General features: G+C 50.1%; 24 protein-coding genes and 1 tRNA gene. 14 read left to right on the forward strand and 11 right to left on the reverse strand.

Going from position 1 to position 25,691, the window contains the following annotated elements:
- Positions 1-295: 295 nt before the first annotated feature.
- A tRNA-Gly gene (locus tag JNC77_RS03060) sits at positions 296-370 on the reverse strand.
- A 308-nt stretch (positions 371-678) separates the two neighbouring features.
- On the opposite strand from JNC77_RS03060, the gene JNC77_RS03065 reads away from it, so the two are divergent.
- The 7 genes from JNC77_RS03065 to JNC77_RS03095 all read left to right on the forward strand — a co-directional run bounded on the left by JNC77_RS03065 (position 679) and on the right by JNC77_RS03095 (position 6,250).
- Entirely contained in the window at positions 679-1,227 is a 549-nt protein-coding gene (locus JNC77_RS03065) for a prolyl-tRNA synthetase associated domain-containing protein (RefSeq protein WP_374829309.1), read from the forward strand.
- Positions 1,228-1,236: 9 nt separating this feature from the next.
- Positions 1,237-1,536 (forward strand): putative quinol monooxygenase, encoded by a 300-nt coding sequence (locus tag JNC77_RS03070; RefSeq protein ID WP_374829311.1) that lies wholly within the window; start codon positions 1,237-1,239, stop codon positions 1,534-1,536.
- A gap of 149 nt (positions 1,537-1,685) precedes the next feature.
- Entirely contained in the window at positions 1,686-2,645 is a 960-nt protein-coding gene (gene trxA, locus JNC77_RS03075) for a thioredoxin (RefSeq protein ID WP_374829313.1), read from the forward strand.
- A 16-nt stretch (positions 2,646-2,661) separates the two neighbouring features.
- A complete protein-coding gene (locus JNC77_RS03080; protein ID WP_374829315.1) occupies positions 2,662-3,354 on the forward strand; it encodes an LON peptidase substrate-binding domain-containing protein in 693 nt (230 codons plus the stop codon).
- Between the two features lie 40 nt (positions 3,355-3,394).
- The gene (locus JNC77_RS03085) at positions 3,395-3,586 is read left to right on the forward strand and encodes a Trm112 family protein (RefSeq protein WP_374829317.1); all 192 of its coding nucleotides are present in this window, start codon (positions 3,395-3,397) and stop codon (positions 3,584-3,586) included.
- A gap of 125 nt (positions 3,587-3,711) precedes the next feature.
- Positions 3,712-4,824 (forward strand): 3-isopropylmalate dehydrogenase, encoded by a 1,113-nt coding sequence (gene leuB, locus JNC77_RS03090; RefSeq protein ID WP_374829319.1) that lies wholly within the window; start codon positions 3,712-3,714, stop codon positions 4,822-4,824.
- 391 nt (positions 4,825-5,215) lie between these two features.
- Positions 5,216-6,250, forward strand: coding sequence for an aspartate-semialdehyde dehydrogenase (locus JNC77_RS03095; RefSeq protein WP_374829321.1), 1,035 nt, complete (start codon positions 5,216-5,218; stop codon positions 6,248-6,250).
- Positions 6,251-6,308: 58 nt separating this feature from the next.
- Here JNC77_RS03095 and JNC77_RS03100 read toward each other — a convergent pair whose 3' ends face one another.
- Together JNC77_RS03100 and leuD are read right to left on the reverse strand one after the other, a co-directional pair.
- A complete protein-coding gene (locus tag JNC77_RS03100) occupies positions 6,309-6,731 on the reverse strand; it encodes a metallopeptidase family protein (protein ID WP_374829323.1) in 423 nt (140 codons plus the stop codon).
- A gap of 27 nt (positions 6,732-6,758) precedes the next feature.
- The gene (gene leuD / locus JNC77_RS03105; RefSeq protein ID WP_374829325.1) at positions 6,759-7,364 is read right to left on the reverse strand and encodes a 3-isopropylmalate dehydratase small subunit; all 606 of its coding nucleotides are present in this window, start codon (positions 7,362-7,364) and stop codon (positions 6,759-6,761) included.
- 148 nt (positions 7,365-7,512) lie between these two features.
- Between leuD and JNC77_RS03110 the strand changes: the two genes are divergently transcribed.
- Both JNC77_RS03110 and JNC77_RS03115 read left to right on the forward strand, forming a co-directional pair.
- Positions 7,513-8,376: an HpcH/HpaI aldolase/citrate lyase family protein gene (locus JNC77_RS03110; protein WP_374829327.1), complete on the forward strand. Its 864-nt coding sequence runs from the start codon at positions 7,513-7,515 to the stop codon at positions 8,374-8,376.
- Positions 8,377-8,458: 82 nt separating this feature from the next.
- Positions 8,459-8,665, forward strand: coding sequence for a DUF1737 domain-containing protein (locus tag JNC77_RS03115; protein ID WP_343801263.1), 207 nt, complete (start codon positions 8,459-8,461; stop codon positions 8,663-8,665).
- A 36-nt stretch (positions 8,666-8,701) separates the two neighbouring features.
- On the opposite strand, the gene JNC77_RS03120 is transcribed toward JNC77_RS03115, so the two are convergent.
- Positions 8,702-10,747 (reverse strand): M3 family metallopeptidase, encoded by a 2,046-nt coding sequence (locus JNC77_RS03120; RefSeq protein WP_374830467.1) that lies wholly within the window; start codon positions 10,745-10,747, stop codon positions 8,702-8,704.
- 165 nt (positions 10,748-10,912) lie between these two features.
- On the opposite strand from JNC77_RS03120, the gene JNC77_RS03125 reads away from it, so the two are divergent.
- From JNC77_RS03125 to typA, 4 genes are all read left to right on the forward strand, one after another.
- The gene (locus JNC77_RS03125) at positions 10,913-11,365 is read left to right on the forward strand and encodes a MarR family winged helix-turn-helix transcriptional regulator (RefSeq protein WP_374829329.1); all 453 of its coding nucleotides are present in this window, start codon (positions 10,913-10,915) and stop codon (positions 11,363-11,365) included.
- A gap of 28 nt (positions 11,366-11,393) precedes the next feature.
- On the forward strand, positions 11,394-12,674 hold the full coding sequence (locus tag JNC77_RS03130; RefSeq protein WP_374829331.1) for a multidrug effflux MFS transporter: 1,281 nt from the start codon (positions 11,394-11,396) through the stop codon (positions 12,672-12,674).
- Positions 12,675-12,960: 286 nt separating this feature from the next.
- Positions 12,961-14,340, forward strand: coding sequence for a magnesium transporter (gene mgtE / locus JNC77_RS03135; RefSeq protein WP_374829333.1), 1,380 nt, complete (start codon positions 12,961-12,963; stop codon positions 14,338-14,340).
- A 224-nt stretch (positions 14,341-14,564) separates the two neighbouring features.
- On the forward strand, positions 14,565-16,379 hold the full coding sequence (typA, locus tag JNC77_RS03140) for a translational GTPase TypA (RefSeq protein ID WP_374829335.1): 1,815 nt from the start codon (positions 14,565-14,567) through the stop codon (positions 16,377-16,379).
- Between the two features lie 79 nt (positions 16,380-16,458).
- Here typA and JNC77_RS03145 read toward each other — a convergent pair whose 3' ends face one another.
- The 5 genes from JNC77_RS03145 to JNC77_RS03165 form a co-directional block, all read right to left on the reverse strand.
- Complete coding sequence (locus tag JNC77_RS03145) at positions 16,459-17,403, reverse strand: ABC transporter permease (protein ID WP_374829337.1); 945 nt, start codon at positions 17,401-17,403, stop codon at positions 16,459-16,461.
- A complete protein-coding gene (locus JNC77_RS03150) occupies positions 17,400-18,443 on the reverse strand; it encodes an ABC transporter permease (protein WP_374829339.1) in 1,044 nt (347 codons plus the stop codon). Before JNC77_RS03150 ends, JNC77_RS03145 begins: the two co-directional genes overlap by 4 nt.
- Complete coding sequence (locus tag JNC77_RS03155) at positions 18,443-19,996, reverse strand: ABC transporter ATP-binding protein (protein ID WP_374829341.1); 1,554 nt, start codon at positions 19,994-19,996, stop codon at positions 18,443-18,445. Before JNC77_RS03155 ends, JNC77_RS03150 begins: the two co-directional genes overlap by 1 nt.
- 114 nt (positions 19,997-20,110) lie before the next feature.
- Positions 20,111-21,100, reverse strand: a complete 990-nt coding sequence (locus JNC77_RS03160) for a BMP family protein (RefSeq protein ID WP_374829343.1) — start codon at positions 21,098-21,100, stop codon at positions 20,111-20,113.
- 182 nt (positions 21,101-21,282) lie between these two features.
- Positions 21,283-22,581, reverse strand: a complete 1,299-nt coding sequence (locus JNC77_RS03165) for an amidohydrolase family protein (RefSeq protein ID WP_374829345.1) — start codon at positions 22,579-22,581, stop codon at positions 21,283-21,285.
- A 195-nt stretch (positions 22,582-22,776) separates the two neighbouring features.
- On the opposite strand from JNC77_RS03165, the gene JNC77_RS03170 reads away from it, so the two are divergent.
- Positions 22,777-23,361, forward strand: coding sequence for an IMPACT family protein (locus JNC77_RS03170; protein ID WP_374829347.1), 585 nt, complete (start codon positions 22,777-22,779; stop codon positions 23,359-23,361).
- On the opposite strand, the gene JNC77_RS03175 is transcribed toward JNC77_RS03170, so the two are convergent.
- Both JNC77_RS03175 and JNC77_RS03180 read right to left on the reverse strand, forming a co-directional pair.
- Positions 23,358-24,671, reverse strand: coding sequence for an O-antigen ligase family protein (locus JNC77_RS03175; protein ID WP_374829349.1), 1,314 nt, complete (start codon positions 24,669-24,671; stop codon positions 23,358-23,360). The genes JNC77_RS03170 and JNC77_RS03175 overlap by 4 nt on opposite strands.
- Positions 24,640-25,632, reverse strand: coding sequence for a glycosyltransferase family 2 protein (locus JNC77_RS03180; protein WP_374830469.1), 993 nt, complete (start codon positions 25,630-25,632; stop codon positions 24,640-24,642). The genes JNC77_RS03175 and JNC77_RS03180 overlap by 32 nt, the downstream gene beginning before the upstream one ends.
- Between the last annotated feature and the right edge of the window lie 59 nt (positions 25,633-25,691).

Consider the following 25,691-nt stretch of genomic DNA (forward strand, 5'->3'; position numbering starts at 1 on the left):
GGATTCGAACCCTCGACCCCAACCTTGGCAAGGTTGTGCTCTACCCCTGAGCTACACCCGCTCGCGCCAGTTCTTAACATCGAACAACCGCTATATGCCGTAAAGTTTTGCCAATTGCAAGAGGTCAATTGAGAAAAAATGCGACTTTTTTTATTTTTTTGATATTGAATTGTTTAGGGAAAACAAAGCCTTAAAAGAAAGCACCAAAAGCACCGTAAAGGCGTCTGATCTCTCGTTCCTGATTTTCAGGAGATGATTAATTTTCAATTTTAAGGGAAGGTTGGCCTTTAAGAACTGGAGCGGGCGAAGGGATTCGAACCCTCGACCCCAACCTTGGCAAGGTTGTGCTCTACCCCTGAGCTACACCCGCTCGCGCCAGTTCTTAAACATCAGGCATGGGCGCTATATGGCGTAAGCTTTGACTGAAAGCAACAGCAAAAATGCGTGTGGCTGCATTTTATTGCAGTTTTTTGTGTGAGACGTCTGTTTTTCAGGCTTTGTTTGTGCTGGCCTGTTGATAAGTGCAGATTGAAACAGTGTTTTTTGCTGTTCACACATATTCGAATCGTGAAAACGGCAGCTGGAAGTGCGATTCTATTCGCATCCCTTGGCTTGTTCGTGCGGGTGACTGCTATAAGATTGATTTGAAAATGGAATCGTTGAAGCGAATATGAGTTGATGACAATGCAAAAGCCGTTGGATCCTGCCGGACTGTTTGAATATCTGGATGAATTGGGTGTCAAACATACAACCATTACCCATCCGCCTTTGTTTACGGTGGCTGAATCGCAGGCATATCGGTTGGAATCAAATGGCGCACATACCAAAAACCTCTTTGTCAAAGACAAGAAAGGCAAAATCTTTCTACTGACAGTTGGTGACAACGCGGTTGTGGATTTGAAGCAAGTGCATCATCTGATCGGTGCGAGTGGTCGCGTGTCTTTTTGCAAAGCTGAACTCTTGATGGAGCTGTTAGGCGTCATTCCGGGTTCTGTGACTGTGCTGGGTGCGGTGAATGACCGTGACCTTCAGGTGCAGGTGGTGCTGGATGCGGTGTTGATGCAAAATGATATTATCAATGCGCATCCGCTGATCAATGAAGCAACCACATCCATCAGCCGCGAGGATTTATTGGTGTTTCTGCGTGCAACCGGCCACGAGCCGCTGATTGTGAAACTATCCGTGAATGAAGCTGATAGTGAAGCAAGCGTTGCACAAGAAGCATAAGGGTGCATTATGTTATTGATTGTTGGAACTGTCAGGCTGCCTGCGGAAAATTTAACCGCTGCACGCAACATTATGCAGGCGATGATTTTGGCAAGTCGCGCTGAAGATGGATGTCTTGGTTATTCTTATGCGGAAGATGTTTTGGAAGCGGGGCTTATCCATGTGAAAGAGCTTTGGCGCGATCAAGCGGCATTGGATCAGCATTTTGCGTCTCAACATATTGCAACATGGCGAAAAGCATGGCCGCAGCTTGGCATTCATGACCGCGACTTGACCGTTTATGACGTGGGCGCGGGGCGCAAGACCTGAACACAATGATGTGCGCAGATTAAAGATTTGAATAGGACGGGGGAGGCGCATTCTCTTGAAATTGCGTATAATATCCCCATCTGAGAATGATAGTTAAATACCGGTTTTTTTAAGATAACTGCCGGTAAAAATGCCAAAAGGGATGCGGGATGAGCAATCAGGACAATCCATACGCCGTGAGCGGCAATCAAATGAACGCAAGTGTGAGTTTTGGTGCTGATAATACTTCGGCTTCCGGTGGTTTGATTAAAGACACTACCACTGCGGGTTTTCAGGCGGATGTTATCGCCGAATCCCGCAAGCAGCCTGTGCTGGTGGATTTCTGGGCGCCTTGGTGTGGCCCTTGCAAGCAACTGACACCCGTGATCGAAGCTGCTGTTAAAAAGGCAGCGGGTGCGGTCAAGCTGGTTAAAATGAATATTGATGATCATCCAAGCATTGCCGGTCAGTTAGGGGTTCAGTCCATCCCTGCGGTGATCGCGTTTGTTGATGGTCAGCCGGTCGATGGTTTTATGGGCGCGCAGCCTGAATCAAAAATTAACGAATTCATTGCGAAAATCAGTGGTCCAAGTGCGCAGGAAACTGCATTGGCGGAAGCTTTGGAAACGGCTGAAACTTTGCGTAGTGAGGGCGATTTCGCCCAGAGCGCGCAAGTTTATTCGGCTATTTTGCAGCAGATGCCGGATAATCTGCCAGCGCTTGCCGGTCTTGCGACCTGCATGGTGGATGCAGGTGAACTCGACAAAGCACGCGAGATTTTAGAAGCTATTCCGGAAGATCAGAAGAGTGATCCGGCTGTCGAGAAAGTGGTCAAGCGTATCGAGCTGGCAGAGCAGGTGGCAACCCTTGGTGATCCGGAACAGTTGAAGGCACGTTTGATAGCTGATCCGAACGATCATCAGGCGCGCTTTGATCTGGCAAAAATCTATGATGCCCAAGGCTTGCGCGATGCGGCAGCCGATGAATTGCTGGCCATCATGAAAGCCGACCGCGAGTGGGAAGATGACGGTGCACGCAAGCAATTGGTGCAATTTTTCGAGCTTTGGGGCGTAATGGATAAAGCCACATTGGCCGCACGCCGCAAATTGTCGTCTTTATTGTTTAAATGAGCAGGAGTTTTTGATTATGCAGGCGGGAAATATCCATTACCGCAGTGGTGATGATCTACCGGAGACAGTGCCGGTATTTCCGCTTCAAGGTGCCTTATTATTGCCGGGCGGACAGGTTCCGCTCAATATATTTGAGCCACGTTATTTGACGATGGTGGATGAGGCGATGGCGTCAAACCGCATCATTGGCCTCATTCAACCTGATTTGGCCGAAAAGCCGGTTGATCCGGGGCAGGAGCTTGATGAAAACTACCGGCCAAATTTAAGTATGATTGGTTGTTTGGGGCGTATTACCAGCTATGTGGAAAGCGGTGATGGTCGCTTATTGATCACACTGCACGGCATTTGTCGTTTTCGCATGGTGGAAGAGCTTAACGTCAAAAAGCCGTATCGTATCTGCAAGATCGTACCTTTTCTAAATGATCTCAGCGATCCGGCAGATGTCGACGATGTGGATCGTGAGGCATTGTTGGCGGCATTCCGTGCCTATTTGGAAGCCAATAATCTGGAAGCGGATTGGGAAGGTATTGCCCGTGCTGATAATGCGATGCTGGTTAATGCTTTGTCGATCATGTCACCTTTTGGTGCGGCAGAAAAACAAGCCTTGCTGGAAGCGCCTGATCTTAAAACACGTGCGGCAACATTGATTGCAATAACCGAAATGGTGCTGGCGCGTGAGCAGGATGATTTTGATAAACGTCTGCAATAGGCAAGATTAAATTAGTTATTCCTAAACAATGGGGTTGATCATGGAAAAAGCGCAAAGTCAGGGGGAAGTAGACATCAGCTTGCTGGAGCTGTTGGTGTGCCCTTTAACCAAAACGGCTTTGCGTTTTGACCGTGAAAACAATGAATTGATCTCGCAAAAAGCCAAATTAGCTTATCCGGTGCGCGATGGTGTGCCGATTATGCTGCCTTCTGAGGCGCGCATTATTGAATAATTAGTCAATAGTGTTGTTTTTATGGTGCGGCCACTTCATCAGAGTACAGATTGTGTTGCCTGTTTGCTCAACGCTCTTTATAACGCTTGAGAGTTAATATCTGCTGCAAATGAAGGCTTGGCATTATGGCATCTAGAAAACTTCTTCTCCTGCCCGGTGACGGCATTGGCCCTGAGGCAATGGCGGAAGTCCGTAAGATTATTGAGTTCCTCAATTCTGATTTGAAACTTGGCTTTGAAACCGAAGAAGGTCTCGTAGGCGGTTGTGCTTATGATGCCCACGGTCAGGCTCTTTCGGATGCAGATCTGGAAAAAGCGCTGGCAGCTGATGCTGTGCTTTTTGGTGCCGTTGGCGGCCCGAAATGGGATGATGTTGCTTATGAAGTGCGCCCTGAAGCGGGGCTGTTGCGTCTGCGTAAGGAAATGGAACTTTACGCAAACCTGCGTCCGGCCATTTGCTACCCGGCACTTGCCCATTCATCATCGCTAAAACCTGAAGTGATCGAAGGTCTCGACATTCTGATCATGCGTGAGCTGACAGGTGGTGTTTATTTCGGTGAGCCGAAAGAAATCATTGATCTGGGCAATGGCCAAAAGCGCGGTATCGATACGCAGGTTTACGACACCTACGAAATCGAACGCATTGCCGATATTGCTTTCGAACTGGCGCGCACCCGCCGCGGTAAAGTCACTTCGATGGAAAAGCGCAACGTGATGAAGTCCGGCGTTCTTTGGAATCAGGTCGTCACCGCACGCCACAAAGAAAAGCACGCAGACATCCAGCTTGAGCATATGCTGGCCGATGCTGGTGGTATGCAGCTCGTTCGCTGGCCGAAGCAGTTTGACGTCATCCTCACCGATAACCTGTTTGGTGATATGCTGTCGGATGTGGCCGCCATGCTGACCGGTTCGCTTGGCATGTTGCCATCCGCGTCCCTTGGTGCAACTGATCCTAAGACCGGTAGCCGCAAGGCGCTTTATGAGCCGGTACATGGTTCGGCCCCGGATATTGCAGGTCAGGGCATTGCTAACCCGATCGCGATGATCGCCTCACTTGCAATGTGCTTGCGCTATTCCTTCGGCCTGATTGCTGAAGCTGATCGTCTGGAAGCTGCTATTTCCGGCGTTCTCGATGATGGTATTCGCACCGGTGACATCTGGTCGGAAGGCAATAAAAAAGTTGGCACTGCCGAAATGGGCGATGCGATTTTGGCAAAGTTCAAAGCGCTGTCAGCTTGATTTTGACTGCTATATTTTGACTGAGAATGCCGCCGGTTCATCTGGCGGCGTTTTTTTATGCCTTTGTTTCAGAAATTTTGATCTGCGCTGAGTTCGGCCAATTGACTCTTGCGTGAAACAGCTTAAAAGCGCATGTGGACAAGGAGAACTCGCGTGATACGGGTTGATGCAACATTATCAGTTTCGATGAAAACTGCCGGTGATTTCGCTGGCAATGTCTGCATGTCTTCTACCTCTATAAAACCTATGGCTACCGTGTTGAAAACGACCATTAAAACGGTCTGATTTCCCTTGGCCTGCTCGCCCTCTCCCGGGTCTGGTCCGGGGGCAGAGATTTCCGCGTGAAGTGTGGAAAATCTGGTCTGGAAGCGGAGAGGGACAGGAGATAATAATGGGATTTAAAGTTGCAGTTGTTGGCGCTACAGGCAATGTCGGGCGCGAAATGCTCAATATTCTTGAAGAACGCGGCTTTCCGGCAGATGAAGTGGTTGCACTTGCATCACGCCGCAGTGTAGGTAGTGAAGTTGCTTATGGCGACCGTACCCTCAAAGCCAAAGCGCTGGATGATTATGATTTCTCCGACACTGATATCTGCCTGATGTCGGCTGGCGGCAATGTTTCCAAGGAATGGTCACCTAAGATTGGCGCACAGGGTTGCGTTGTCATCGATAATTCCTCCGCATTCCGCTATGACAGCAATGTGCCGCTTATTGTGCCGGAAGTGAACCCTGATGCTGTCGAGGGCTTTAAAAAGCGCAATATCATTGCCAATCCAAACTGCTCGACTGCGCAGCTTGTACTGGTTTTGAAACCGCTTCATGATGCAGCAACCATCAAGCGTGTTGTTGTTGCCACTTATCAGTCCGTTTCTGGTGCTGGTAAAGAGGGCATGGATGAGTTGTTCACCCAGTCACGTGCTGTTTTTGTCGCTGATCCTGTCACCAACAAAACTTTCACCAAGCGCATTGCCTTTAACGTCATTCCGCACATCGACGAATTTATGGAAGACGGTTACACGAAGGAAGAGTGGAAGGTTACCGCAGAAACCAAGAAGATGATTGATCCGAAGATCAAGCTTACAGCAACTGCTGTGCGCGTTCCGGTTTTCATCGGTCACTCGGAAGCGGTGAATATCGAGTTTGAAAACGAACTTTCCGCTGAACAAGCCACCGAAATTCTGCGTAATGCGCCAGGCGTTCAGGTGATCGACAAGCGTGAAGCTGGCGGCTACATCACCCCTTATGAAGCAGCCGGCGAAGATGCAACTTTTGTCAGCCGTATCCGTGAAGACATCACTGTTGAAAACGGTTTGTCCTTGTGGGTTGTGTCCGACAACTTGCGCAAAGGTGCCGCGCTCAACACTGTGCAGATTGCAGAACTTCTGATTGCCCGTGATCTGATCACACCAAAGGCGCATAAGGCTTAATCTTAAGCTTGTCGCTATCTATTAAAAATGCCGCTTGATGACAATCAGGCGGCATTTTTTAGTTTGCTTCTTCCAGCGACATCATTGAATCATCATCAAGGCCAAAGTGGTGGCCGATCTCATGAATGAGCACATGGGTGATGATTTCATGCAGTGTTTCATCATGCTCGCACCAATAATCGAGAATGGCGCGGCGAAACAGGGTCATGCGGTTGGGACGCTGATTGTCTGTTTGCAAGGTAAAGCGTTCTCCCAAACCCTCTCCTTCAAAAAGACCGAGCAGATCAAAAGGTGTATCAAGACCTAAATCTTCAATGATTGAATCGTCGGGAAAATCAGCGACATGGATGGTCATGTCCGGGCACAGCTCACGAAATTCTTGTGGCAGATGCGCATATGCTTGAAACGTCAGTGATTCGATTTCAGTCAGATTGGGCGCCAGTCTCGACGCCCATATTCCGGTTTGGTCAGATTGGGGCATAGTGTCAATCAGCCCCGCAGCAGTTTTTCAGGCCCACGGACGCAGCTCTGCATTCTTGGTTTCAAAAGTGTCGATGCTTGTTGCTTTTTCCATAGTAAGGCCGATATCGTCCAGACCATTGAGCAGGCAATGACGTTTGAAATCATCCAGTTCAAAGTGAATCGTGCCGCCGTCAGGACCTGAAATAGTTTTATCTTCCAGATTGATCGTTAACGTGGCGTTGGAGCCGCGTGATGCATCATCCATCAGCATTTCCAGCTGTTCCGGTGTCACTTTGATTGGCAAAATGCCGTTTTTGAAGCAGTTATTGTAGAAAATATCTGCAAAAGAGGTGGAGATGACGCATTTGATGCCGAAATCGAGCAGAGCCCAAGGAGCATGTTCACGCGATGAACCGCAGCCGAAATTATCACCTGCCACCAAAATCTGGGCATTGCGATAGCTTGGTTTGTTGAGGACAAAATCAGGGTTTTCACTGCCGTCTTCATTAAAGCGCATTTCGGCAAAAAGACCCTTGCTCAGACCAGTGCGTTTGATTGTCTTCAGGTAATCCTTCGGAATAATCATGTCCGTGTCGATGTTGATAATCGGCAGTGGAGCTGCGACGCCGGTGAGCTTGGTAAATTTATCCATGGCCATAACCTGTCGGTTGGTAATTTCATTGTTGAAAGAGGGTTTACACCAGCTATTCACAGAGTCAACTTGTGCAAGCTTAAGATGAGCAATCTGACGCAGTCACAAGACGAATTTTAATGGGTTTTATAGAGGGGCACAAACACTAATGAAAAACATCACGCGGCCGCGCCGTTCGGTTTTGTTTGTTCCGGCTGCCAATGCGCGCGCACTGGAAAAATCGCTTGAGCTTGGTGCTGATGCGATCATCTATGATCTGGAAGATTCTGTTGCCGATGAGGTGAAAGTGGCATCGCGTGGAAAGCTGGCAGCGCATTTGAAATCACATAGCACTGTGCCTTTCGAGCGTATTGTACGCATTAATGCTCTTGATGGGGCGTATGGCGATGATGATGTAAAAATGGCGGCAGAGCAACAAGTTGATGGGGTGCTGGTGCCGAAAGTTGAGCGCCCGCAAGATGTGATCGATGTGGCGCGAAAACTGGATAAAGCAGATGCGCCGGAAAGCTGCCGCATCTGGGCGATGATCGAAACACCGCGCGGTATTCTCAATGCCGATGAAATTGCACAATTGGGCAGTCGTTCCTCTGCCCGTTTGCGTGCTTTTGTGGTGGGGCCCAATGATATTGCGCGCGAAAGTGGTATCCGCACCTTGCCTGGCCGCCCTTATCTGGTGCCGTGGCTGATGCAGATTATTTTGGCCGCCAAGGCGGGTGGTTTGGAAGTGCTCGACGGTGTCTATAATGATTTTAAAGACATGGATGGTTTTGAAGCCGAATGCGTGCAGGGCGCATCGATGGGCTTTGACGGCAAGACACTGATCCATCCGTCACAAATTGCCGGTGCCAATCGTGGTTTTTCTCCAAGCGAAGATGAAATAGCGCATGCAAAAGCAGTGGTGGAACTCTTCACGCGGCCAGAAAATATCAGTAAAGGCGTGGTGTCATTAAATGGTCAGATGATCGAGCGTTTGCATTTGCAAATGGCGGAACGGGTTTTGGCAAAGATTTGAAATCTTTATTTAAAAACAGATGCAATCGCTTAAGCTCGGCATAAGATTTGCACTTTATGGCGGTTTTTGAAGGAGAAATAATATGAAGCTTTATCGTTTTATCACAGGTCCTGATGATTCAGCATTTTGTCATCGGGTAACGGCCGCTTTGAACAAGGGCTGGGAACTTGCAGGTTCGCCAACCTATGCGTTTAATGCTGCCACTGGTGTGCTGCATTGCGGCCAACCGGTAACCAAGGAAGTTGAAGGTGTTGAATATACGCCCGACATTAAGCTTGGCGAATATTGATTAATAAAAAGGCCGGTCAGTGACCGGCCTTTTTTATTAATTCAAACCGCGATTGGCTATCATCGCCTCAGGGCTTGGCATTTTGCCGCGGAATTTTTTATACAATTCTTCCGGATCGGCACTGCCGCCGGCTGCATAGATATATTTCTTCAAATTGGCCGCGAGTTCCGGATTGAACGGATCGCCGCTTTCTTCAAAAGCTGCAAAAGCGTCGGCATCTAAAACTTCCGACCACATATAGGAATAATAACCGGCCGAATAACCATCGCCCGAAAACACATGGGTGAAATGCGGGGTGCGGTGACGCATGATGATCGCATCCGGCATGGAAAGTTTCGCCAGTGTTTCTTTTTCAAACTTGATTGGGTCATCAATTTTGGCGGAACTTGTGTGAAATGCCATATCAACCAAGGCGGAAGCGGTAAATTCTACCGTTTGGAAACCGGCATTAAAGGTTTGTGCGGCCAGCACTTTATCAAGCAATGCCTTTGGCATCGCTTCACCGGTGCGATAATGCACGGCATATTTTTCTAAAATTTCCGGCACGGTCAGCCAGTGCTCGTAAAGCTGTGACGGCAATTCGACAAAATCGCGCGAAACAGCGGTTCCGGCAACAGCCGGCCATGTCACATCGGTCAAAAGACCATGCAAAGCGTGGCCGAATTCGTGGAAGAGTGTGCGCGCATCATCAAGCGATAATAATGCAGGTTCGCCTTCGGCAGGCTTGGCAAAGTTCATCACATTATAAATGATCGGCTGTTGCCCGCCATCAAGCTTGTGGGCGGATTGCAAAGCGCTCATCCATGCGCCGGAGCGTTTGGAGGTGCGGGCAAAATAATCGCTTAAGAACAAACCGCGACGACTGCCGTCCGCATTGAAAACTTCAAAAACACGCACATCCGGATGCCATGTTTTGATGCCTTTTTGCTCTTTGAACGTGATGCCGAAAAGACGGGTGGCGACATCAAAAGAGGCTTGGATGATGTTATCGAGTTGCAGATAAGGTTTCAGCTCAGCTTCATCAAAGGCGAATTTCTCGGCGCGCACCTGTTCGGCATAAAAACGCCAGTCCCAAGGCGCAACCTTGTGATTGCCACCTTGCTTGATGATGAGTTTGGTCAGTTCAGCTTCTTCTTCGGCAGCCTTAGTGCGGGCTTTTTCCCAAACAGGTTCAAGCAGATTCATCACTGCATCAGGGGATTTCGCCATTGTGTCATCGAGCTTGAAGGCGGCAAAATTATCATAACCCAGCAATTTGGCTTTGCGGTCGCGAAGCTGAAGGATTTTTGCGACAATGGCCTGATTGTCATTGGCATCATTGTTTTGGCCGCGATGCGCCCAAGCGGTAAAGGCTTGTTCACGTAAGTTACGATTTTGCGAGAAGGTCAAAAACGGTTCGATAATAGAGCGGGAAAGGGTCACCGCCCAAGCATCGGGACGGCCGCGTTCCTGCGCCGCATTGCGCATGGCATTGGTCAAGAAATCCGGAAGACCGGCAAGATCTTCTTGCGCGTCCAGATAGAGCGCCCATTGTGATTCATCTTTCAGCACATGCTGGCTGAAGGATGCACCAAGGCTTGCCAGTTCTTCATTAATGCCAGCCAGCTCCGCTTTGCCGGTCTTGTCGAGTTTAGCACCGGAGCGCACAAAACCTTTCCAGATTTTTTCCAAAACGCGCAAAGTTTCAGCATCAAGATTGAGCGTATCACGCTTTTCATAAAGTGCGTCCACTTTGGCAAATAGTAGCGGATCCATCATGATGCGGGAATAATGACGCGACATTTTCGGTGCTACATCACGTTCCAAGGCTTGGATCGTATCATTGCTATGCGCACCCGCACGCATCCAGAAGATAGAAGAAACACGCTCCAGCGCTTTGCCGGAAAGCTGCAAGGCTTTCAGCACATTGTCGATGGAAGGCTTTGCTTCATTGGCAACAATGGCTTCAACCTCTTTAAGATCCTGGGCGAAGGCCGCTTCGAAAGCTTGGCCAAAATCATCATCGGTAAAGGCATTGAAATCCGGCAGACCCAGCGCACCATTCCAGTGGGTGAGGGCATTTTGGGCGGTTTTATTGGCCATTTTGTTAGATGGCTGATGAGTGGCGTTAGAGTCTGACATGAACGGCTCGCTCCGATGCTGATGGTTTTCATCTGATCTATGCCTTTATCCAACCGCTCACAAGGTGAAGCTTGACGGAAATATAAAAAAATAATAAGTAAACCTTACTATAAGGAGACCTTATTAATGCCGATCCCACGTTATAATCCGGATTCGTTCGGGTTTCTGATCAATGATATTGCCCGTCTTTATCGGGCAGAAATTGATCGACGTATTGCCGATGCCGGTCTTGAATTGACTGCCGCCGAAGCCCGCACTCTTGTACATACTGCGCGCCATGCACCTGTGCGCCAGACAGTGTTGGCCGAGCATATGGGCGTGGAGGCCATGACGGTGTCAGGTTATCTTGATCGCTTGGAAAAAGCAGGTTTGGTGATGCGTGGCGCAGATCCATGTGACCGGCGCGCCAAACTTGTTGAACTGACCGATGCGGCTGATCACGTTCTTAATGTCGTCGATGAAATATCCCGCGCGGCGCGTGAGCTGGTCGCTTCCATTCTGGCGCCCGGCGAATGGGAAATGCTGAACGCGCGGCTTAAAAATATTCGTGAACATTTAACCCAACGATTGCGTGGTTAAGAGTGCGGGCGACAGGTGGAATCTAATTATGGAAAAAGTTTTGGCTCAAACTGTAAACTTATCTGAAGACGCATCTGATACCACCATGCACGACACATCAGTACAGCCCGCACCTTTGATGAGCGAGCGTCTGGTGGGTGTCGTTGGTGGCTTTATCGCTGCTATCGGTGCTGTATCAATGGGGCTTTACACGCCTGCAATGCCTGAAATCGTGCAGGCTTTTGGCACAACTGAAGCGATGGTGAAACTGACATTATCTACCTTTTTTGGTGGTTTTTGTCTGGCGCAGCTTGTTTGCGGGCCAATGGCTGATGGCTGGGGGCGCAGACCCGTTACCATCGGCTATATGCTGATTTATTTGATTGCAAGTGTTGCAGCTTTATTATCAAGCAATATCGAAACTTTGCTGGTTGCCCGCTTTTTCCAAGGGGTAGGTGCTGCCGTCGGAGTGACAGTGTCGCGCGCAATGGTGCGTGATCTTTTTACCAATGAAGCGTCTGCACGGGTGATGAACCTCATCGGCATTGTCATTGCGGTGGGGCCTGCCGTTTCGCCAACGCTTGGTGGCTTGACGATGTATTATTTCGGTTGGCATGCGATTTTTATCATCATGGTTTTGCTTGGGCTTGCGGTGGTGCTAACGGCTGTTTTTGTGATCCGCGAAACCGGAACGCCTGACCGCAGCCGCTTGGCATTAAAGCCCCTGTTGTCGTCTTATGGGCGTTTGTTGCAAAGCCGCCATTTCATGTATCCTTGCCTTGCAGTTGCCGGTGCAACAGGCGCGCTTTATACGGCAGCCATTATTTTGCCTTTTGTTTTAATGCAGAAGATTGGCCTGAGCCCGACACAATTTGGCCTCGGCCTTTTATTGCAAACAAGCTTTTATCTGAGCGGCGGTCTGTTGTTTCGGGTGCTGATGGGGCGTTTCAATGCGCGTCAACTGGCGACAGTCGGTTATGTGATTATTAGTATGGCAAGCCTTTTGATTGTTATCATGCTTAGTCTTTTTGAGCCGACCTATTTGCGGGTAATGTTGCCGATGGCATGTTACGCGTTCGGCATTTCTTTTGTCATGCCGCAAATGACCTCTGCCGGTATGGCGCCTTTCCCGAAAATGGCGGGTTCTGCTTCCGCCATGATGGGGTTTTTCCAGATGAGCGGCGGTTTGGTGGGCGGTGCCATTGCCGCTACGATGCGCGATCCAATAGTGGCATTGGCTGTGCTTATTCCGTCTTTTGGTGTATTGGCGATGGTGAGCTATATTCTATGGTGCAGATTGCCGGTTTCTCAGCCGATCATTATGCGGTAAGTCATTATGCGGTAAATTGTCATAATAGTGCAAAAAGGTCTCACTAAAGCTTAGATGTGGCGGCTTGAAACATTGATGTCTTGACATTAAATGCGACAAAGCCCACACAGCGCGGCGTAGGTAATTTTATTTCGCATTGCCTGCATCAACCAACCGGAGTCTATGCTCTTATGCCCAGCGACAGTCACAGTCGATTGTGCCAGCCGTCAACGGCATCGTGATCTGATCGTTTTTGGTCGGTTTGCACGATCTGCCTTTGACGGCGGATCGACAGAAAGGCAAACTTATGACCGATTTTACACCGGAAGTATTGAATGTGGCTGATTTGCCGGCCGCAGTAATTGTTCAAAAAATCGAAACCATGCGCACTGCTGATGCAGTGGAAGTGGTCAATGAACTGGATCTCGATGATGCTGTACAAGTTGTATCGCAGCTCTCTCATGATCATGCCGTGCGCCTGCTGGATCAGCCGGAATTAAACGAAGCAGCACCGATTATCGCTATGCTGCCGCCGGCATTGGCGTCGCTTTTGCTTGATGCAATGTCCGCCGACCGCGCGACAGACGTGTTTCAGGCTCTCAATGAGCCGGAACGCAACCATTTATTTCCTCTGCTCGCTCTTGAAACCAAGGTCGCGCTGAAGAAATTGATGGGTTATGCGCCCAACACTGCCGGTAGTCTGATGACCATTGAGTTCATCGCAGTGCCGGCCAATTGGACGGTGGCGCAAACGCTCACCTATATTCGTCAGGTGGAACGCTCCCGCGAGACGGTTTATGCTATTTATGTGATTGATCCCAATACCAAGGTTTTGCAGCGCGTGGTGACACTGCGCCGCCTGATCATGTGTCAGCCGGATGAACTGATTATTACTGTCAGCCGCGATCAGGATCCGGTGGCGATTTCACCATTGACCGACCGTGAAGATCTGGCACAGCTTTTCCGTAAGCACGACTTGCTGGCAGTGCCTGTTGTCGACGAGCAACGTCATGTCATCGGTATTGTTACCGTGGATGACGTGCTGGATGCGATGACCCACGAAATGAGTGAAGACACCTATAAGTTCGGTGGTATGGAAGCGCTGGACAAGCCTTACATGCAGATCGGCTTTGGCCAGATGCTGAAAAAACGCGCTGGCTGGCTGGGTGTCTTGTTCTTAAGTGAAATGCTCACCGCCAGTGCGATGCAGCATTATGAAGTCGAGCTTGAAAAAGCCATTGTTTTAACCCTCTTTATCCCGCTGATCATGAGTTCGGGCGGTAACTCCGGTTCGCAGGCAACATCGCTGATCATTCGTGCGCTGGCTTTGCAGGATGTAAAACTGCGTGACTGGTGGCGTGTGGCTTTACGTGAACTGCCTGCCGGTATCGCTCTTGGCAGCTTTTTGGGACTTATCGGTGTGACCCGTATTGTCAGCTGGCAGATGCTCGGCTTTTATGATTATGGCACTTACTGGTATCTGATTGCTGCAACCGTTGGTTTGGCACTGGTCTGTATTGTCACATTCGGCTCGGTCGTCGGTTCAATGCTACCCTTTATCATGCAAAGGCTGGGTTTTGATCCGGCCAGTGCATCAGCGCCCTTTGTGGCGACCCTTGTCGACGTAACAGGACTGGTTATCTATTTCAGTGTCGCTTTGGCGATCCTGTCCGGAACTCTGTTGTAAATCTGAAACGGGGCAGAAGAGTTAACACGCATGTCATTTTAAAATGATAAAAAGACCTGCGTAAAAACAAAAGATTAAAGCAATTTGGCTGGTAAACAGTGTTTGTAAATTGCTTAAATCTGAGCTGCCCCTTTTAAAAACACAAAAAAACATGTAAAGAGCGCGTCATTACATGGCCGCGCTCTTTAGTGCCGCCCTAAACCCCATAATAGAAGTGATCTCCTATGGAATTGCGCAATATCGCTATTATCGCACACGTCGATCATGGCAAAACAACGTTGGTGGACGAGCTCCTGAAACAAGGTGGCTCTTTCCGCGACAATCAACGCGTTGCTGAACGTATGATGGACTCCGGCGATATCGAACGCGAACGCGGCATCACCATTCTTGCCAAAGCAACTTCGGTTATTTGGAAAGACACACGCATCAACATCGTCGATACACCGGGCCACGCCGACTTTGGTGGCGAGGTTGAGCGTATCTTGAATATGGTTGATGGTGTTATCGTTCTGGTCGACTCCGCTGAAGGCCCGATGCCACAGACGAAATTCGTCGTCGGCAAGGCGCTTAAAGTTGGTTTGAAGCCAATCGTCGCGATCAATAAAATTGACCGTCCGGATGGTCGTCACGAAGAAGTTGTTGACGAAGTCTTCGATCTCTTTGCTGCACTCGATGCAACCGACGAACAGCTCGACTTCCCGATCCTTTACGGTTCAGGCCGTAACGGCTGGATGGCTGCAAATCCTGAAGGTCCTAAAGATCAGGGGCTTGCTCCATTGTTCGATCTCGTGCTGAAACACGTTCCTGCGCCTAAGGTTCAGGAAGGTCCGTTCCGCATGATCGGTACCATTCTGGAAGCTGATCCTTTCTTGGGTCGCATCATCACCGGACGTATTGCTTCCGGTTCGATCAAGCCAAACCAGAGCGTAAAAGTTTTGGCACAGGACGGTACACTTCTGGAAAACGGCCGCGCATCCCGTGTGCTGGCATTCCGTGGTATTGAACGTCAGCCGGTTGAAGAAGCATTTGCAGGCGATATCGTTGCGATTGCCGGTCTTTCAAAAGGGACTGTTGCAGATACATTCTGCGATCCGTCAATTTCTGAAGCCTTGCAGGCTCAGCCGATTGATCCGCCAACCGTGACTATGTCTTTCATCGTCAATGACAGCCCGCTGGCCGGTACGGAAGGTGACAAAGTTACCAGCCGTATGATCCGCGACCGCTTGATGAAAGAAGCTGAAGGCAGTGTTGCTTTGAGCATTGAAGAATCCAGCGAAAAGGATTCTTTCTTCGTGTCCGGTCGTGGTGAATTGCAGCTTGCTGTTCTCATCGAAAACATGCGCCGCGAAGGTTTCGAGCTTGGTGTTTCCCGTCCGCGCGTTGTCATGCGCGAAGGCGAAAACGGCGAAAAGCTTGAGCCAATCGAAGAAGTTGTCATCGACGTTGATGAAGAACATTCAGGCGTTGTCGTTCAGAAAATGTCCGAACGTAAAGCGGAAATGGTTGAACTGCGCCCATCCGGCGGTGATCGCGTTCGTCTGGTGTTCCATGCCCCAACACGCGGCCTGATCGGTTATCAGTCGGAACTTCTGACCGATACACGCGGTACTGCAATCATGAACCGTTTGTTCCACGATTATCAGCCTTACAAGGGTGAAATTGCTGGCCGTAACAACGGTGTTCTGATCTCCAACGATCAGGGTGAAGCTGTTGCTTACGCACTCTTCAACCTTGAAGATCGTGGTCCGATGATCATTGATGCAGGTGCAAAAGTTTATGCCGGTATGCTGATCGGTATTCACTCCCGCGACAACGATCTGGAAGTGAACGTATTGAAGGGCAAGAAGCTCACCAACGTTCGTGCGTCCGGCAAGGATGAAGCTGTGAAGCTGACCCCGCCGATCCGCATGACCTTGGAACGCGCTCTATCATGGATTCAGGATGACGAATTGGTGGAAGTCACACCAAAATCCATCCGTTTGCGTAAGCTTTATCTGGACCCGAATGAACGCAAGCGCTTTGAAAAGAGCCGTGGTTAATCAATCACGAAAGCACGATTAAAAAAACGGCGCCTCAAAAGGGCGCCGTTTTTGTTTGTTCAATTTTTATCGACGGTGCTTATCTTTCGCCGCGCCGATATGGCTGCATCAGAGCCTGCGGCACACGCGCACGACGTGCCATCACAACAAGCGCTACAATCGACATGATATATGGGATCATCAGGAACAGCTGATAAGGGATCATCTTGCCATAGACGGTCTGCAAGCGCAGCTGAAACGCATCAAAGAGCGCGAATAGCAAAGCGCCGACAAGCGCGCGTACGGGCTTCCATGAGGAAAAGACCACCAAAGCAATGCAAACCCAGCCGCGTCCCTGCATCATAGTCGGGAAGAAGCTGTTGAACGCGGAAAGTGTCAGAAATGCACCACCCACAGCCATCAATGCACTGCCGAACATGATCGAGAAAATACGCACACGGATCGGGTTGATACCTTGCGCTTCGGCCGCATGCGGGTTTTCACCGGTCATGCGGATGGCAAGGCCTAAAGGTGTACGAAACAAAACATAAGCAAGCAGCAAGGCCAGCGGAATGGCAATATAGGTGAGGGCTGTTTGCACCGCAAAAACTTCGCCTAAAAACGGAATGTCTTTAAGGATCGGCAATTGCAGGGGCTGAAACGGTGTGACTGATGGCGGGCTTGACGAAACCGGCACCAGCAAGCGGAACAGAAAATAACTCAAGCTTGAGGCAAAAAGCGTAATGCCAAGGCCAACCACATGTTGGGAGAGGCCGAGCGGTACAGTGAGCGACGCGTGAAGGAGGCCAAAGAGCGCGCCGGACAGCGCTGCCACCAACACGCCAGTCCATAAATCCGCGCCATTAAATACGGCGAGCCAACCGATCATCGCACCAAAGGTCATGATACCTTCAATACCGAGATTGAGCACACCGGCACGCTCGCAAAAAAGCGCACCTAAGGTTCCGAAAATCAATGGCGTCGCGATACGCAGGACAGAAGCCCATAGACCGGCGGAAACGAGGATGTCGAAAATTTCCGTCATCGTGTGATCCTGTACTGAGTGAAGAAAAGGGCGACCAGCATGGTCAGCAGCGAAAGTGCAACCGTCACATCGGCAATGAAACTTGGAATACCGATGGCGCGGCTCATGCCGTCAGCACCCACAAACATAGCAGCAGCAAAAAGTGCGGCAAAGATTGCACCAATCGGATTAAGATTGGCAAGCATCGCGACAATGATGCCGGAATAACCAAAGCCGGGTGACAGATCGGTGGTGACATAGCCTTTAACGCCCATCACCTGAATGGCGCCGGCAAGACCGGCTAAACCACCGGAAATGCAGGCAACTTTAATCAGCGTTTTGGCCAAAGGCACACCGGCAAAAACGGCTGCTGCGGGATTAAGGCCAGCTGCTTTTGATTCAAGCCCGAAAACAGTGCGCTTTTGTACATAAGCGATGATGATGGCTAAGGCGATGGCAATCAAAAGCCCGACATGGAGACGCATACCAGTCATGATGCGTGGCAGCATGGCATTGCTTGGCACCGGCTCTGATTGCGGCCAGCCGAAGGCCATAGGGTCTTTCATCGGGCCTTCGATCATCATCGAGACAATTAACACGGCGACGAAGTTCAACAAAAGCGTAGTGACCACTTCATCAACACCGAAACGCAGCCGCAAGCCCAATGGCACCAGCAGCCAGACCATACCGGCAACCGCGCCGGCAATGAGCAGCAGCGGAATGAAAATTGCTGATGGCAGGCTCAATTGCGAGCCGACAGCAACCGCCAGCAGCGCACCCATATAAAACTGGCCTTCAGCGCCGATATTCCACAATTTGGAGCGGAAGGCGACAGCAGCCGCAAGGCCGGTTAAAATCAACGGCGTGGTGCGGGTTAATGTTTCGGAGATCGACAATTTACTGCCGAAAGCGCCAATGGCGATCTGACGGAAGGCTTCCAAAACCGGCGCGCCGGCGGCAGCAATCAGCAAACCAGCCAATATAAAAGCAGAGATAACGGCCAAAAGCGGTGCAGTGGCAACCAGCAGCATCGGCCTTTGTTCACGACGTTCGATGCGCATCAGTTAAGCCCTTCATTTGTTTTCAAGTTCGTGCCGCTCTCAGGTTTCACACTCCACTCTCCGGCCATCATCAGCCCCAGTTTTTGTGCGTCTGCTTCATCGGCATTAATGGCGGGCGAAAGGCGGCCTTTGACAATGGCCTGTACGCGGTCGGCAAGACTTAAGGTTTCATCCAGATCTTCGGAGATCAGCAATACACCGGCACCAGCACGGCGCGCTTCCAAAATACGGGCATGAACGGCAGCGACAGCGCCTTCATCAAGTCCGCGCGTGGGTTGCGCGGCAATTAAAATGCGTGGTGTGCGCTCCAGATTGCGGCCTAAAATCAGCTTTTGCATATTGCCGCCCGAAAGCAGACGGATGCGGGTGTCGGGCGTGCCGCCGCGCACATCGAAATCGTCAATGATGCTTTGCGCAAAACGCCGTGCTTCTTGTGCTTTGACGAGACCAGCCTTGGAAAATTCCGGCTCATGCAGGCGCTCAAGCACAGCATTTTCCCAAATCGTCAGATCACCAACTGCACCTTCCGCGTTGCGGTCTTCAGGGATGCGACCAAGACCAAGCGAGACAAAACGGCGTGGATCGTAGATTTCAACGACATTGCCGAACATCGAAAAGACGCCGCTTGATGGTTTGACAAGGCCGGAGACGAGACGGCCAAGGCTTGCTTGTCCATTGCCGGAAACGCCGATAATACCGAGTGTTTCACCTGCGCGCAGTTCAAAATTAATCTGATCGAGACGGGTGATCTTATTTTCAACGACGCTCAAATCTTGTGCCGCTAGCACCACTTGCTTAGGTGTGGAAGCATCACGCACAGGTCTTGCCACACGTCGCCCGACCATCAATTCGGCCAGTTCCGCCTTTGAGGTGTCTTCAACTTTACGCTCTGCCACTAGTTTACCGCCGCGCAATACAACGATGCGATCAGCGGCAGACATAACCTCATGCAATTTATGCGAGATGAAAATCAGCGACAGACCTTGGCGTGCCATCTCTTTCAATGTGGCAAAAAGCGTTTCGGCTTCCTGGGTGGTTAAAACCGCTGTCGGCTCGTCTAAAATGAGGATATCGGCATCATTATAAAGCGCTTTTAAAATCTCGACGCGCTGTTGTTCGCCCACCGACAAATCACCAAGACGTGCATCCGGATCAACAATCAGGCCGAAACGGGTGGCGATTGAATTGATCTTGGCGCGCGCCGAAGCTGTGTCGGAGTGCAACCGGAACAGGCTTTGCGTGCCTGTCATAATATTTTCTAAAACGGTGAGATTAGGCGCGAGGGTAAAATGCTGATGCACCATGCCGACACCGGCATTGATGGCAGCGCGTGTGCGCCCTAACGGTAGGGCTTCGCCTTTGATGAAAACACGACCCTCATCGGGCACATAATGGCCGAAGAGAATATTCATCAAGGTTGTTTTACCGGCACCATTCTCGCCCAGAAATGCCAGAACTTCACCTTTGTCCAAATGCAGTGACACATTATCATTGGCGGTCAACGTGCCGAAACGCTTGGTGATATTTTCGAGTTGCAGGACAGGTGTGTTCATGCGTGCAGCCTCGCGCCTTCAAAGACCGGCGGGTCAAGGCCGGATTGTGCTGAAAAATCTGCTCTGCACGGAATAATCCGTGCAGAGTTTTAATGGAAGTCTAAGCGTTGTCGCTTATTTAGGCTCATCCGCATTGAGCTTCAGCTCAAAAGTACCGGCTTTGATTTCGGCGCGGCGCGCTTCCATCTTTTCTTCAGCCGAAGCAGGAGCTACACCTTTGACATATTCAATGTCATTGCCGCCTTCTTTCATCATCGAATAAGGCGTGTAGTCTTTGCCGGTCTGCTTGCCTGCCTGCACATCAGCCACAGCTGCTGCGAGGATCGGGCCATAATTCCAGACGGAATTGGCAAAAACTGTATCCGGATAGCGTTCGGTATAGCTGGTCAGCGAACCAATGGCTTTGATGCCACGCTCTTTAGCGGCATCTGCCGTGCCGATACGTTCACCAAACAAAATATCTGCGCCGCCGTCAATTTGTGCAAGACCTGCTTCACGTGCCTTTGGCGGGTCAAAGAAGGTGCCCATGAAGGTAACGAGGAATTTTGCATCAGGGCGGGTTTCTTTGACGCCATCCTGAAACGCATTGATCAGCATATTAATTTCAGGAATTGGCACAGCACCAACGGAGCCGAAAATGCCAGACTTGCTCATTTCACCAGCCAGCATACCGGCAAGATATGCACCTTCAAAATTCCATGTGCCGACAACGCCGAAATTCTCGCCCTGCGGCTGGCCGGAAGAGCCCATCACGAAGTTTGTCTGCGGGTAATCGGCGGCCACTTCGCGTGCTTCACGCTCGACAGCATAGGATTCACCAACGATCAGCTTGATGCCCTGTTCGGCATATTCACGCATGGCGCGCGGATAGTCACTCGCCGAAATACCTTCGGAAAAGATATATTCGATTTTGCCGTCTTTATCGGCCTGAATCAGTGCTTCATGCACGCGAGAGTTCCAGGCATTTTCAACGGGTGAGGCGTGGAGACCTGCAACTTTGAGTTTCTCCTGCGCAAAGGCAAAAGGTGAGACGCAAGCGCTGGCAGCCAAAGCTGCGGTCAGTGTCAGAAGACTGCGACGGTTGAATTTCGGGAAACTGGACATAAAAAACCCCCTCTGGTTTGTGCTTGACACAAAAAAAGCGCTTCGAATTGAATAAAAACAAATTGGTGCAGCTGTGCAGGACGAAGCCAGAATGTGTCAAGGTGATGGTTGCTGTCTTTTGCAGCAATCCACCACTCTATCATCCTTGAAATCGCGCCACTTTCAAGCTTTTTATCTTTTGGTCAAGATTTAACCGGTGCGTAAGATGCAGCATCGACAGTTGCAGGGCGGCCATCAAGCTTCAAATTGGTAATGCGTGGTGCAGTTTCTGCCAGAATTTTACCACGACGGACAACGATCAGACGGTTGGCTTTGAGGCGCAGGGCTTCCAGCGTGTCGCGCGCTTGCAACACGACGAAATCTGCATTGCAGCCCTTGGCAAGACCATAATCTTTCAAGCCCAAAGTTTTGGCCGAATTAACGGTGATGGCATCAAAAATCTGCTGTTTGCCCTCAATAGAAGTCATCTGCGCCACATGCAGCGCCATATGACCCACTTCCAGCATATCGCCTGAACCCATTGAATACCAAGGATCCATCACGCAATCATGGCCGAAGGAAACATTGATGCCTGCGGCCATCAGTTCCGGCACACGGGTCATGCCACGACGTTTCGGATAGGTGTCGGCACGGCCTTGGAGCGTGATGTTGATCAAAGGGTTCGGAATAGCATTCATTTGCGCTTCCGCTATTAGCGGAATGAGCTTCGAAACATAATAATTATCCATCGAATGCATCGATGTCAGGTGCGAGCCGGAAACGCGGCCCTGCAAGCCAAAACGCATGGTTTCGGCGGCCAATGTTTCCACATGGCGCGACATCGGATCATCACTTTCATCGCAGTGGATATCAACCGGTAATCCACGCTCGGCCGCAATACGGCAAAGCGCTTCAAGCGATGCAGCACCATCCGCCATGGTGCGCTCGAAATGCGGAATACCGCCAACGACATCCAAGCCCATATCAAGCGAGCGGTTGACGAGATCAACTGCACCCGGCGAGCGATAATAACCATCTTGCGGAAAGGCGACCAATTGCAGGTCGATATAAGGCGCTACTTTCTCGCGCACTTCAATCATCGCTTCTGCGGTCAGCAAACGCGGATCACTCACATCCACATGGCTGCGGATGGCAAGAAGCCCTTGGCTGACGGCCAGATCACAATAGCGAAGTGCTCGTTCCACCATCGCTTCACGGGTCAGCATCGGCTTCAATTCACCCCAAAGCGCAATGCCTTCCAGCAAAGTGCCGGAGGTATTCATGCGCGGCAGGCCAAGTGACAAGGTTGCATCCATATGGAAATGCGGATCAACAAAAGGTGGTGTTACCAGTTGATCTTGGGCATCAATTTCTTGTGCTGCTTTGGCGTCAGTTGCTTGGTGGGATGGCAGTACATCGGCAATTTTGCCGTCTTTAACCAATATATCCTGCTTTTCGCGACCATCGGGAAGATTGGCATTTCTGACGATCAGATCAAACATGGATATACCTCTTAGATGATAAATTAACGTGGTGCGACTTGCGGCCAGCCGGATTATGGACAATATGCCAAGCAGCGGCTGACAAAATTTCTAATCGATTTACAGATTAAAATCACTGCGGGCAATCAGACTTTGTTAAATCTTGCCCGCTCATTCAGATGATTATCGGGTTTATTTACAAAAAATACAAAACATATGTTCACCATCACGCGCTTAGAGACATTTGAACAGGATATTAAGAAGAGCCGGTTTCTGGCGGTCGCTGCACCTGTTGCGAATGAAGAAGAGGCAAAAGCCTTTCTGCAAACGAATAGTCAAGCAGGTGCCAACCATAATTGCTTTGCATGGCGGATGGGGCAAAATTACCGTTTCAATGATGATGGCGAACCGAGCGGCACGGCAGGTAAACCGATTTTACAAACGATTGACGGGCTGGAACTGGATAATGTCGTGGTGGTGGTGACCCGCTGGTTCGGCGGCATTTTGCTTGGCAGCGGTGGTTTGATCCGTGCTTATGGCGGCACGGCTGCTTTATGTTTGCGTGCCGCTGAAAAGCAGGAAGTTATCCCGCTTCGTCTTGTGAATATTCGTTGTGGTTTTTCCGATCATGCTTTGTTGAAAGCACGTCTTGGCAGCGTTCTCCATGCGCAATTGCGCGATGCGGCTTTTCTAAGCGATGGTGTGGAGATGTATTATGCGCTGCCGGAAGATCAGGCGGACACTTTACTGGATATGGTGCGTGATCTAACCCGCGGGCAGGCTGTGATCAAGCAGGACTAACGGTCATGGGTGGGGATTTCTATCCGTGCGCACAAATGCAAGCCGAAAGCTGACAACATCAAAATAAGCCATGCCGGATCAATTCTTCTGAAAAAGAAGCTCTCCAGATGGGCGCTTAGTGTACAGAAAAACACCACCATCAAAAAGAAATCAGCGAGCAGAATATTTTCTCTTGTTTTCTTGCAGCGCAAATAATCAAATAATGGCAGGATGATTAAAACCATGACAGCACAAATCAGTGCCGGAATGCCCATTGTCATGGCGATATCAAGGTAGCCATTATGCCCGTGCACAATAGAGCGTACATCCCAATCCAAATAATAAGGATTGGCCGCATCGACGCTGATGGGTGAACTCCAGAAACTTTCAAAGCCGAAGCCTGTCCAAGGGCGTTGTGCCAGCTTCTCCAGGGCAAAGCTCCATATTGAAGTGCGACCGGTAAAGGTCGCATCAATCGGCGTGCTTTCCATAAAGTCGCGCAACGGTTTGAACAAAATCGTGCCGATGGTGAGCAGACCTAAAACAATATGGGTGCTGAGCGTGGTGATGAAGGTCAGCCATCGCCAGCCGAGAAGTGCCGGAAAAATAATGACAATCATTGCAAGCGGAATAAGGGCTGTGGTGGTTTTGGAACCGGTTTGCGAGACGAAGATGGTGGCGGTAATCATAATGATCAGCCCGCGCAACACCATACCGCGGCGCATCAGATAAATGCCTGAAAAAGCAAAGGCCGCCATCACGGGGCCGGCAATGTTTTTATGAACAAAAACGCCGCGCCACAGGTAAGAGTTTGGCGGCTCAACCACATCATAACCGTGGGTGGCCAAATCCGGCACAACAACCACGCCGATGAAAGACAAAGCAATCACCAGTCCTGAAACTATCGTGATGGTTTTGGAAAACCCATCGGCATCCTGTAACAGTCCGGCAATGGAAAACATGCAGACCATGCCGATCAGAGTGAAAATAACCGTACGGATTGTGGCCATCGGGTCGGGTGCAATAAAGGCGGACATCAGCAAAAAGCCGCACATTAAAATCCAGCCCGGACTTAATAATTGACGTAGAAAATGCGGCTTGCCCAATGTGAAAAGGCAGATGACTGAAACAACCCCTAAGATACTGAAGCCGAGCTGATTGACGATGTCACCTCCTTCTTGTGCTTCAAAACGCCCCTGAAAAGGGCGGAAGGAGATCAGCAAAATGGAGAATATGATAGTGCTCATCGCAATGGCCGCGCTGCGGGTAGCCTTGCGCACATATGCCTGCGTTGCTGGCTCAGTTTTTTTCCGGATTGCGGTATTGTTCATGATTATATCCGAAATGAGCTGCAACCCGGCCAAGGCCGACGTGAATATAATAAAGGCCGATCCTGGTTGACTTGGACTTCATGCCTTTGATCAGTGCTTTAACCGGCGAGACACCTAAAATAGCTGCACTCCTTAAGAAAACTTTTAGATTTGCAAAAGACTCTTTCGCACGTTTACGCTGTTCAATTTGTGTTGAAAGCATACCATTGCGTAAGCCTCTGTCTCTGATCCAATCACCTTCAAGCCGGCGTGAAGGGATGGTTTCAAAAACTTTCGCTTCCGCCGACCATGCGGTGGTAAAGCCTGCGACAAGACTACGGCTGATAAAGTCAGAATCACCGCCTCCGGTAAAATTGAATGCCAGATCCAGAAAAGGAAATGGCATTTTATCAAGCACGGCGCGTGAGACCAGCAAATTGCCGGAGGAATAAAGCACCGGCACCTTGCCGCTTGAATGGTAAGGCGGTGAAAAGACCGGATGTTTGGCCCAGTGATTAAGACCATCATTTTCAAAAACCGGAATCTGCGGCCCGCCAACCAGATCAGCCTGATAGGTTTCCTTGGCTTGACACATGGTCTCCAACCAGTCGGGTGCGGCAATCTCATCATCATCAATGACGATGAGTTGTTGAACATTGGGGAAGTGCTGCAAGGCGGTCAGCCATGCCGCATTATAGGCATTACAATTGCCGCGTGCACTCTCTACAATGATCATGCCGTTACATTCACCGTTCAAAAATAAAGGAGCCGCAGCAGTGGCGCCCTCATGGGCCCCCGCTTCATTCTCCACCAAAATGATTGCAAAATGACGTGTGGTTATTTGGGCTTTTAAAGATTGAAGCGTCTCGATGACATGATCAGGGCGGCGGAATGTCGGCAGAGTTATCACCGTATCGACCGCTTGATAATCAAGACCGGCGCTGGTTGCAAATATGCTGATATGTTCCGATAATGCTGGCAACATTTGATTTAAAACCTTTAATCATGCCGAATGACCCAAAAAAGTTCCGGTGTCATGTC

The organism is Paenochrobactrum pullorum, assembly GCF_041929845.1.
In the GTDB taxonomy this organism is placed as follows: domain Bacteria; phylum Pseudomonadota; class Alphaproteobacteria; order Rhizobiales; family Rhizobiaceae; genus Paenochrobactrum; species Paenochrobactrum pullorum.

What these genes read in the sequence shown, in the direction of transcription:
- JNC77_RS03095 (WP_374829321.1), top strand. Translation starts at nt 5,216, where the DNA reads ATGGGATTTAAAGTTGCAGTTGTTGGCGCTACAGGCAATGTCGGGCGC.
- JNC77_RS03065 (WP_374829309.1), top strand. Translation starts at nt 679, where the DNA reads ATGACAATGCAAAAGCCGTTGGATCCTGCCGGACTGTTTGAATATCTG.
- JNC77_RS03120 (WP_374830467.1), bottom strand. Translation starts at nt 10,747, where the DNA reads ATGGCCAATAAAACCGCCCAAAATGCCCTCACCCACTGGAATGGTGCG.
- JNC77_RS03130 (WP_374829331.1), top strand. Translation starts at nt 11,394, where the DNA reads ATGGAAAAAGTTTTGGCTCAAACTGTAAACTTATCTGAAGACGCATCT.
- JNC77_RS03115 (WP_343801263.1), top strand. Translation starts at nt 8,459, where the DNA reads ATGAAGCTTTATCGTTTTATCACAGGTCCTGATGATTCAGCATTTTGT.
- mgtE (WP_374829333.1), top strand. Translation starts at nt 12,961, where the DNA reads ATGACCGATTTTACACCGGAAGTATTGAATGTGGCTGATTTGCCGGCC.
- leuD (WP_374829325.1), bottom strand. Translation starts at nt 7,364, where the DNA reads ATGGATAAATTTACCAAGCTCACCGGCGTCGCAGCTCCACTGCCGATT.
- JNC77_RS03070 (WP_374829311.1), top strand. Translation starts at nt 1,237, where the DNA reads ATGTTATTGATTGTTGGAACTGTCAGGCTGCCTGCGGAAAATTTAACC.
- JNC77_RS03150 (WP_374829339.1), bottom strand. Translation starts at nt 18,443, where the DNA reads ATGCGCATCGAACGTCGTGAACAAAGGCCGATGCTGCTGGTTGCCACT.
- JNC77_RS03165 (WP_374829345.1), bottom strand. Translation starts at nt 22,581, where the DNA reads ATGTTTGATCTGATCGTCAGAAATGCCAATCTTCCCGATGGTCGCGAA.
- JNC77_RS03160 (WP_374829343.1), bottom strand. Translation starts at nt 21,100, where the DNA reads ATGTCCAGTTTCCCGAAATTCAACCGTCGCAGTCTTCTGACACTGACC.
- leuB (WP_374829319.1), top strand. Translation starts at nt 3,712, where the DNA reads ATGGCATCTAGAAAACTTCTTCTCCTGCCCGGTGACGGCATTGGCCCT.
- JNC77_RS03170 (WP_374829347.1), top strand. Translation starts at nt 22,777, where the DNA reads ATGTTCACCATCACGCGCTTAGAGACATTTGAACAGGATATTAAGAAG.
- typA (WP_374829335.1), top strand. Translation starts at nt 14,565, where the DNA reads ATGGAATTGCGCAATATCGCTATTATCGCACACGTCGATCATGGCAAA.
- JNC77_RS03080 (WP_374829315.1), top strand. Translation starts at nt 2,662, where the DNA reads ATGCAGGCGGGAAATATCCATTACCGCAGTGGTGATGATCTACCGGAG.
- JNC77_RS03110 (WP_374829327.1), top strand. Translation starts at nt 7,513, where the DNA reads ATGAAAAACATCACGCGGCCGCGCCGTTCGGTTTTGTTTGTTCCGGCT.
- trxA (WP_374829313.1), top strand. Translation starts at nt 1,686, where the DNA reads ATGAGCAATCAGGACAATCCATACGCCGTGAGCGGCAATCAAATGAAC.
- JNC77_RS03175 (WP_374829349.1), bottom strand. Translation starts at nt 24,671, where the DNA reads ATGAACAATACCGCAATCCGGAAAAAAACTGAGCCAGCAACGCAGGCA.
- JNC77_RS03125 (WP_374829329.1), top strand. Translation starts at nt 10,913, where the DNA reads ATGCCGATCCCACGTTATAATCCGGATTCGTTCGGGTTTCTGATCAAT.
- JNC77_RS03145 (WP_374829337.1), bottom strand. Translation starts at nt 17,403, where the DNA reads ATGACGGAAATTTTCGACATCCTCGTTTCCGCCGGTCTATGGGCTTCT.
- JNC77_RS03100 (WP_374829323.1), bottom strand. Translation starts at nt 6,731, where the DNA reads ATGCCCCAATCTGACCAAACCGGAATATGGGCGTCGAGACTGGCGCCC.
- JNC77_RS03155 (WP_374829341.1), bottom strand. Translation starts at nt 19,996, where the DNA reads ATGAACACACCTGTCCTGCAACTCGAAAATATCACCAAGCGTTTCGGC.
- JNC77_RS03085 (WP_374829317.1), top strand. Translation starts at nt 3,395, where the DNA reads ATGGAAAAAGCGCAAAGTCAGGGGGAAGTAGACATCAGCTTGCTGGAG.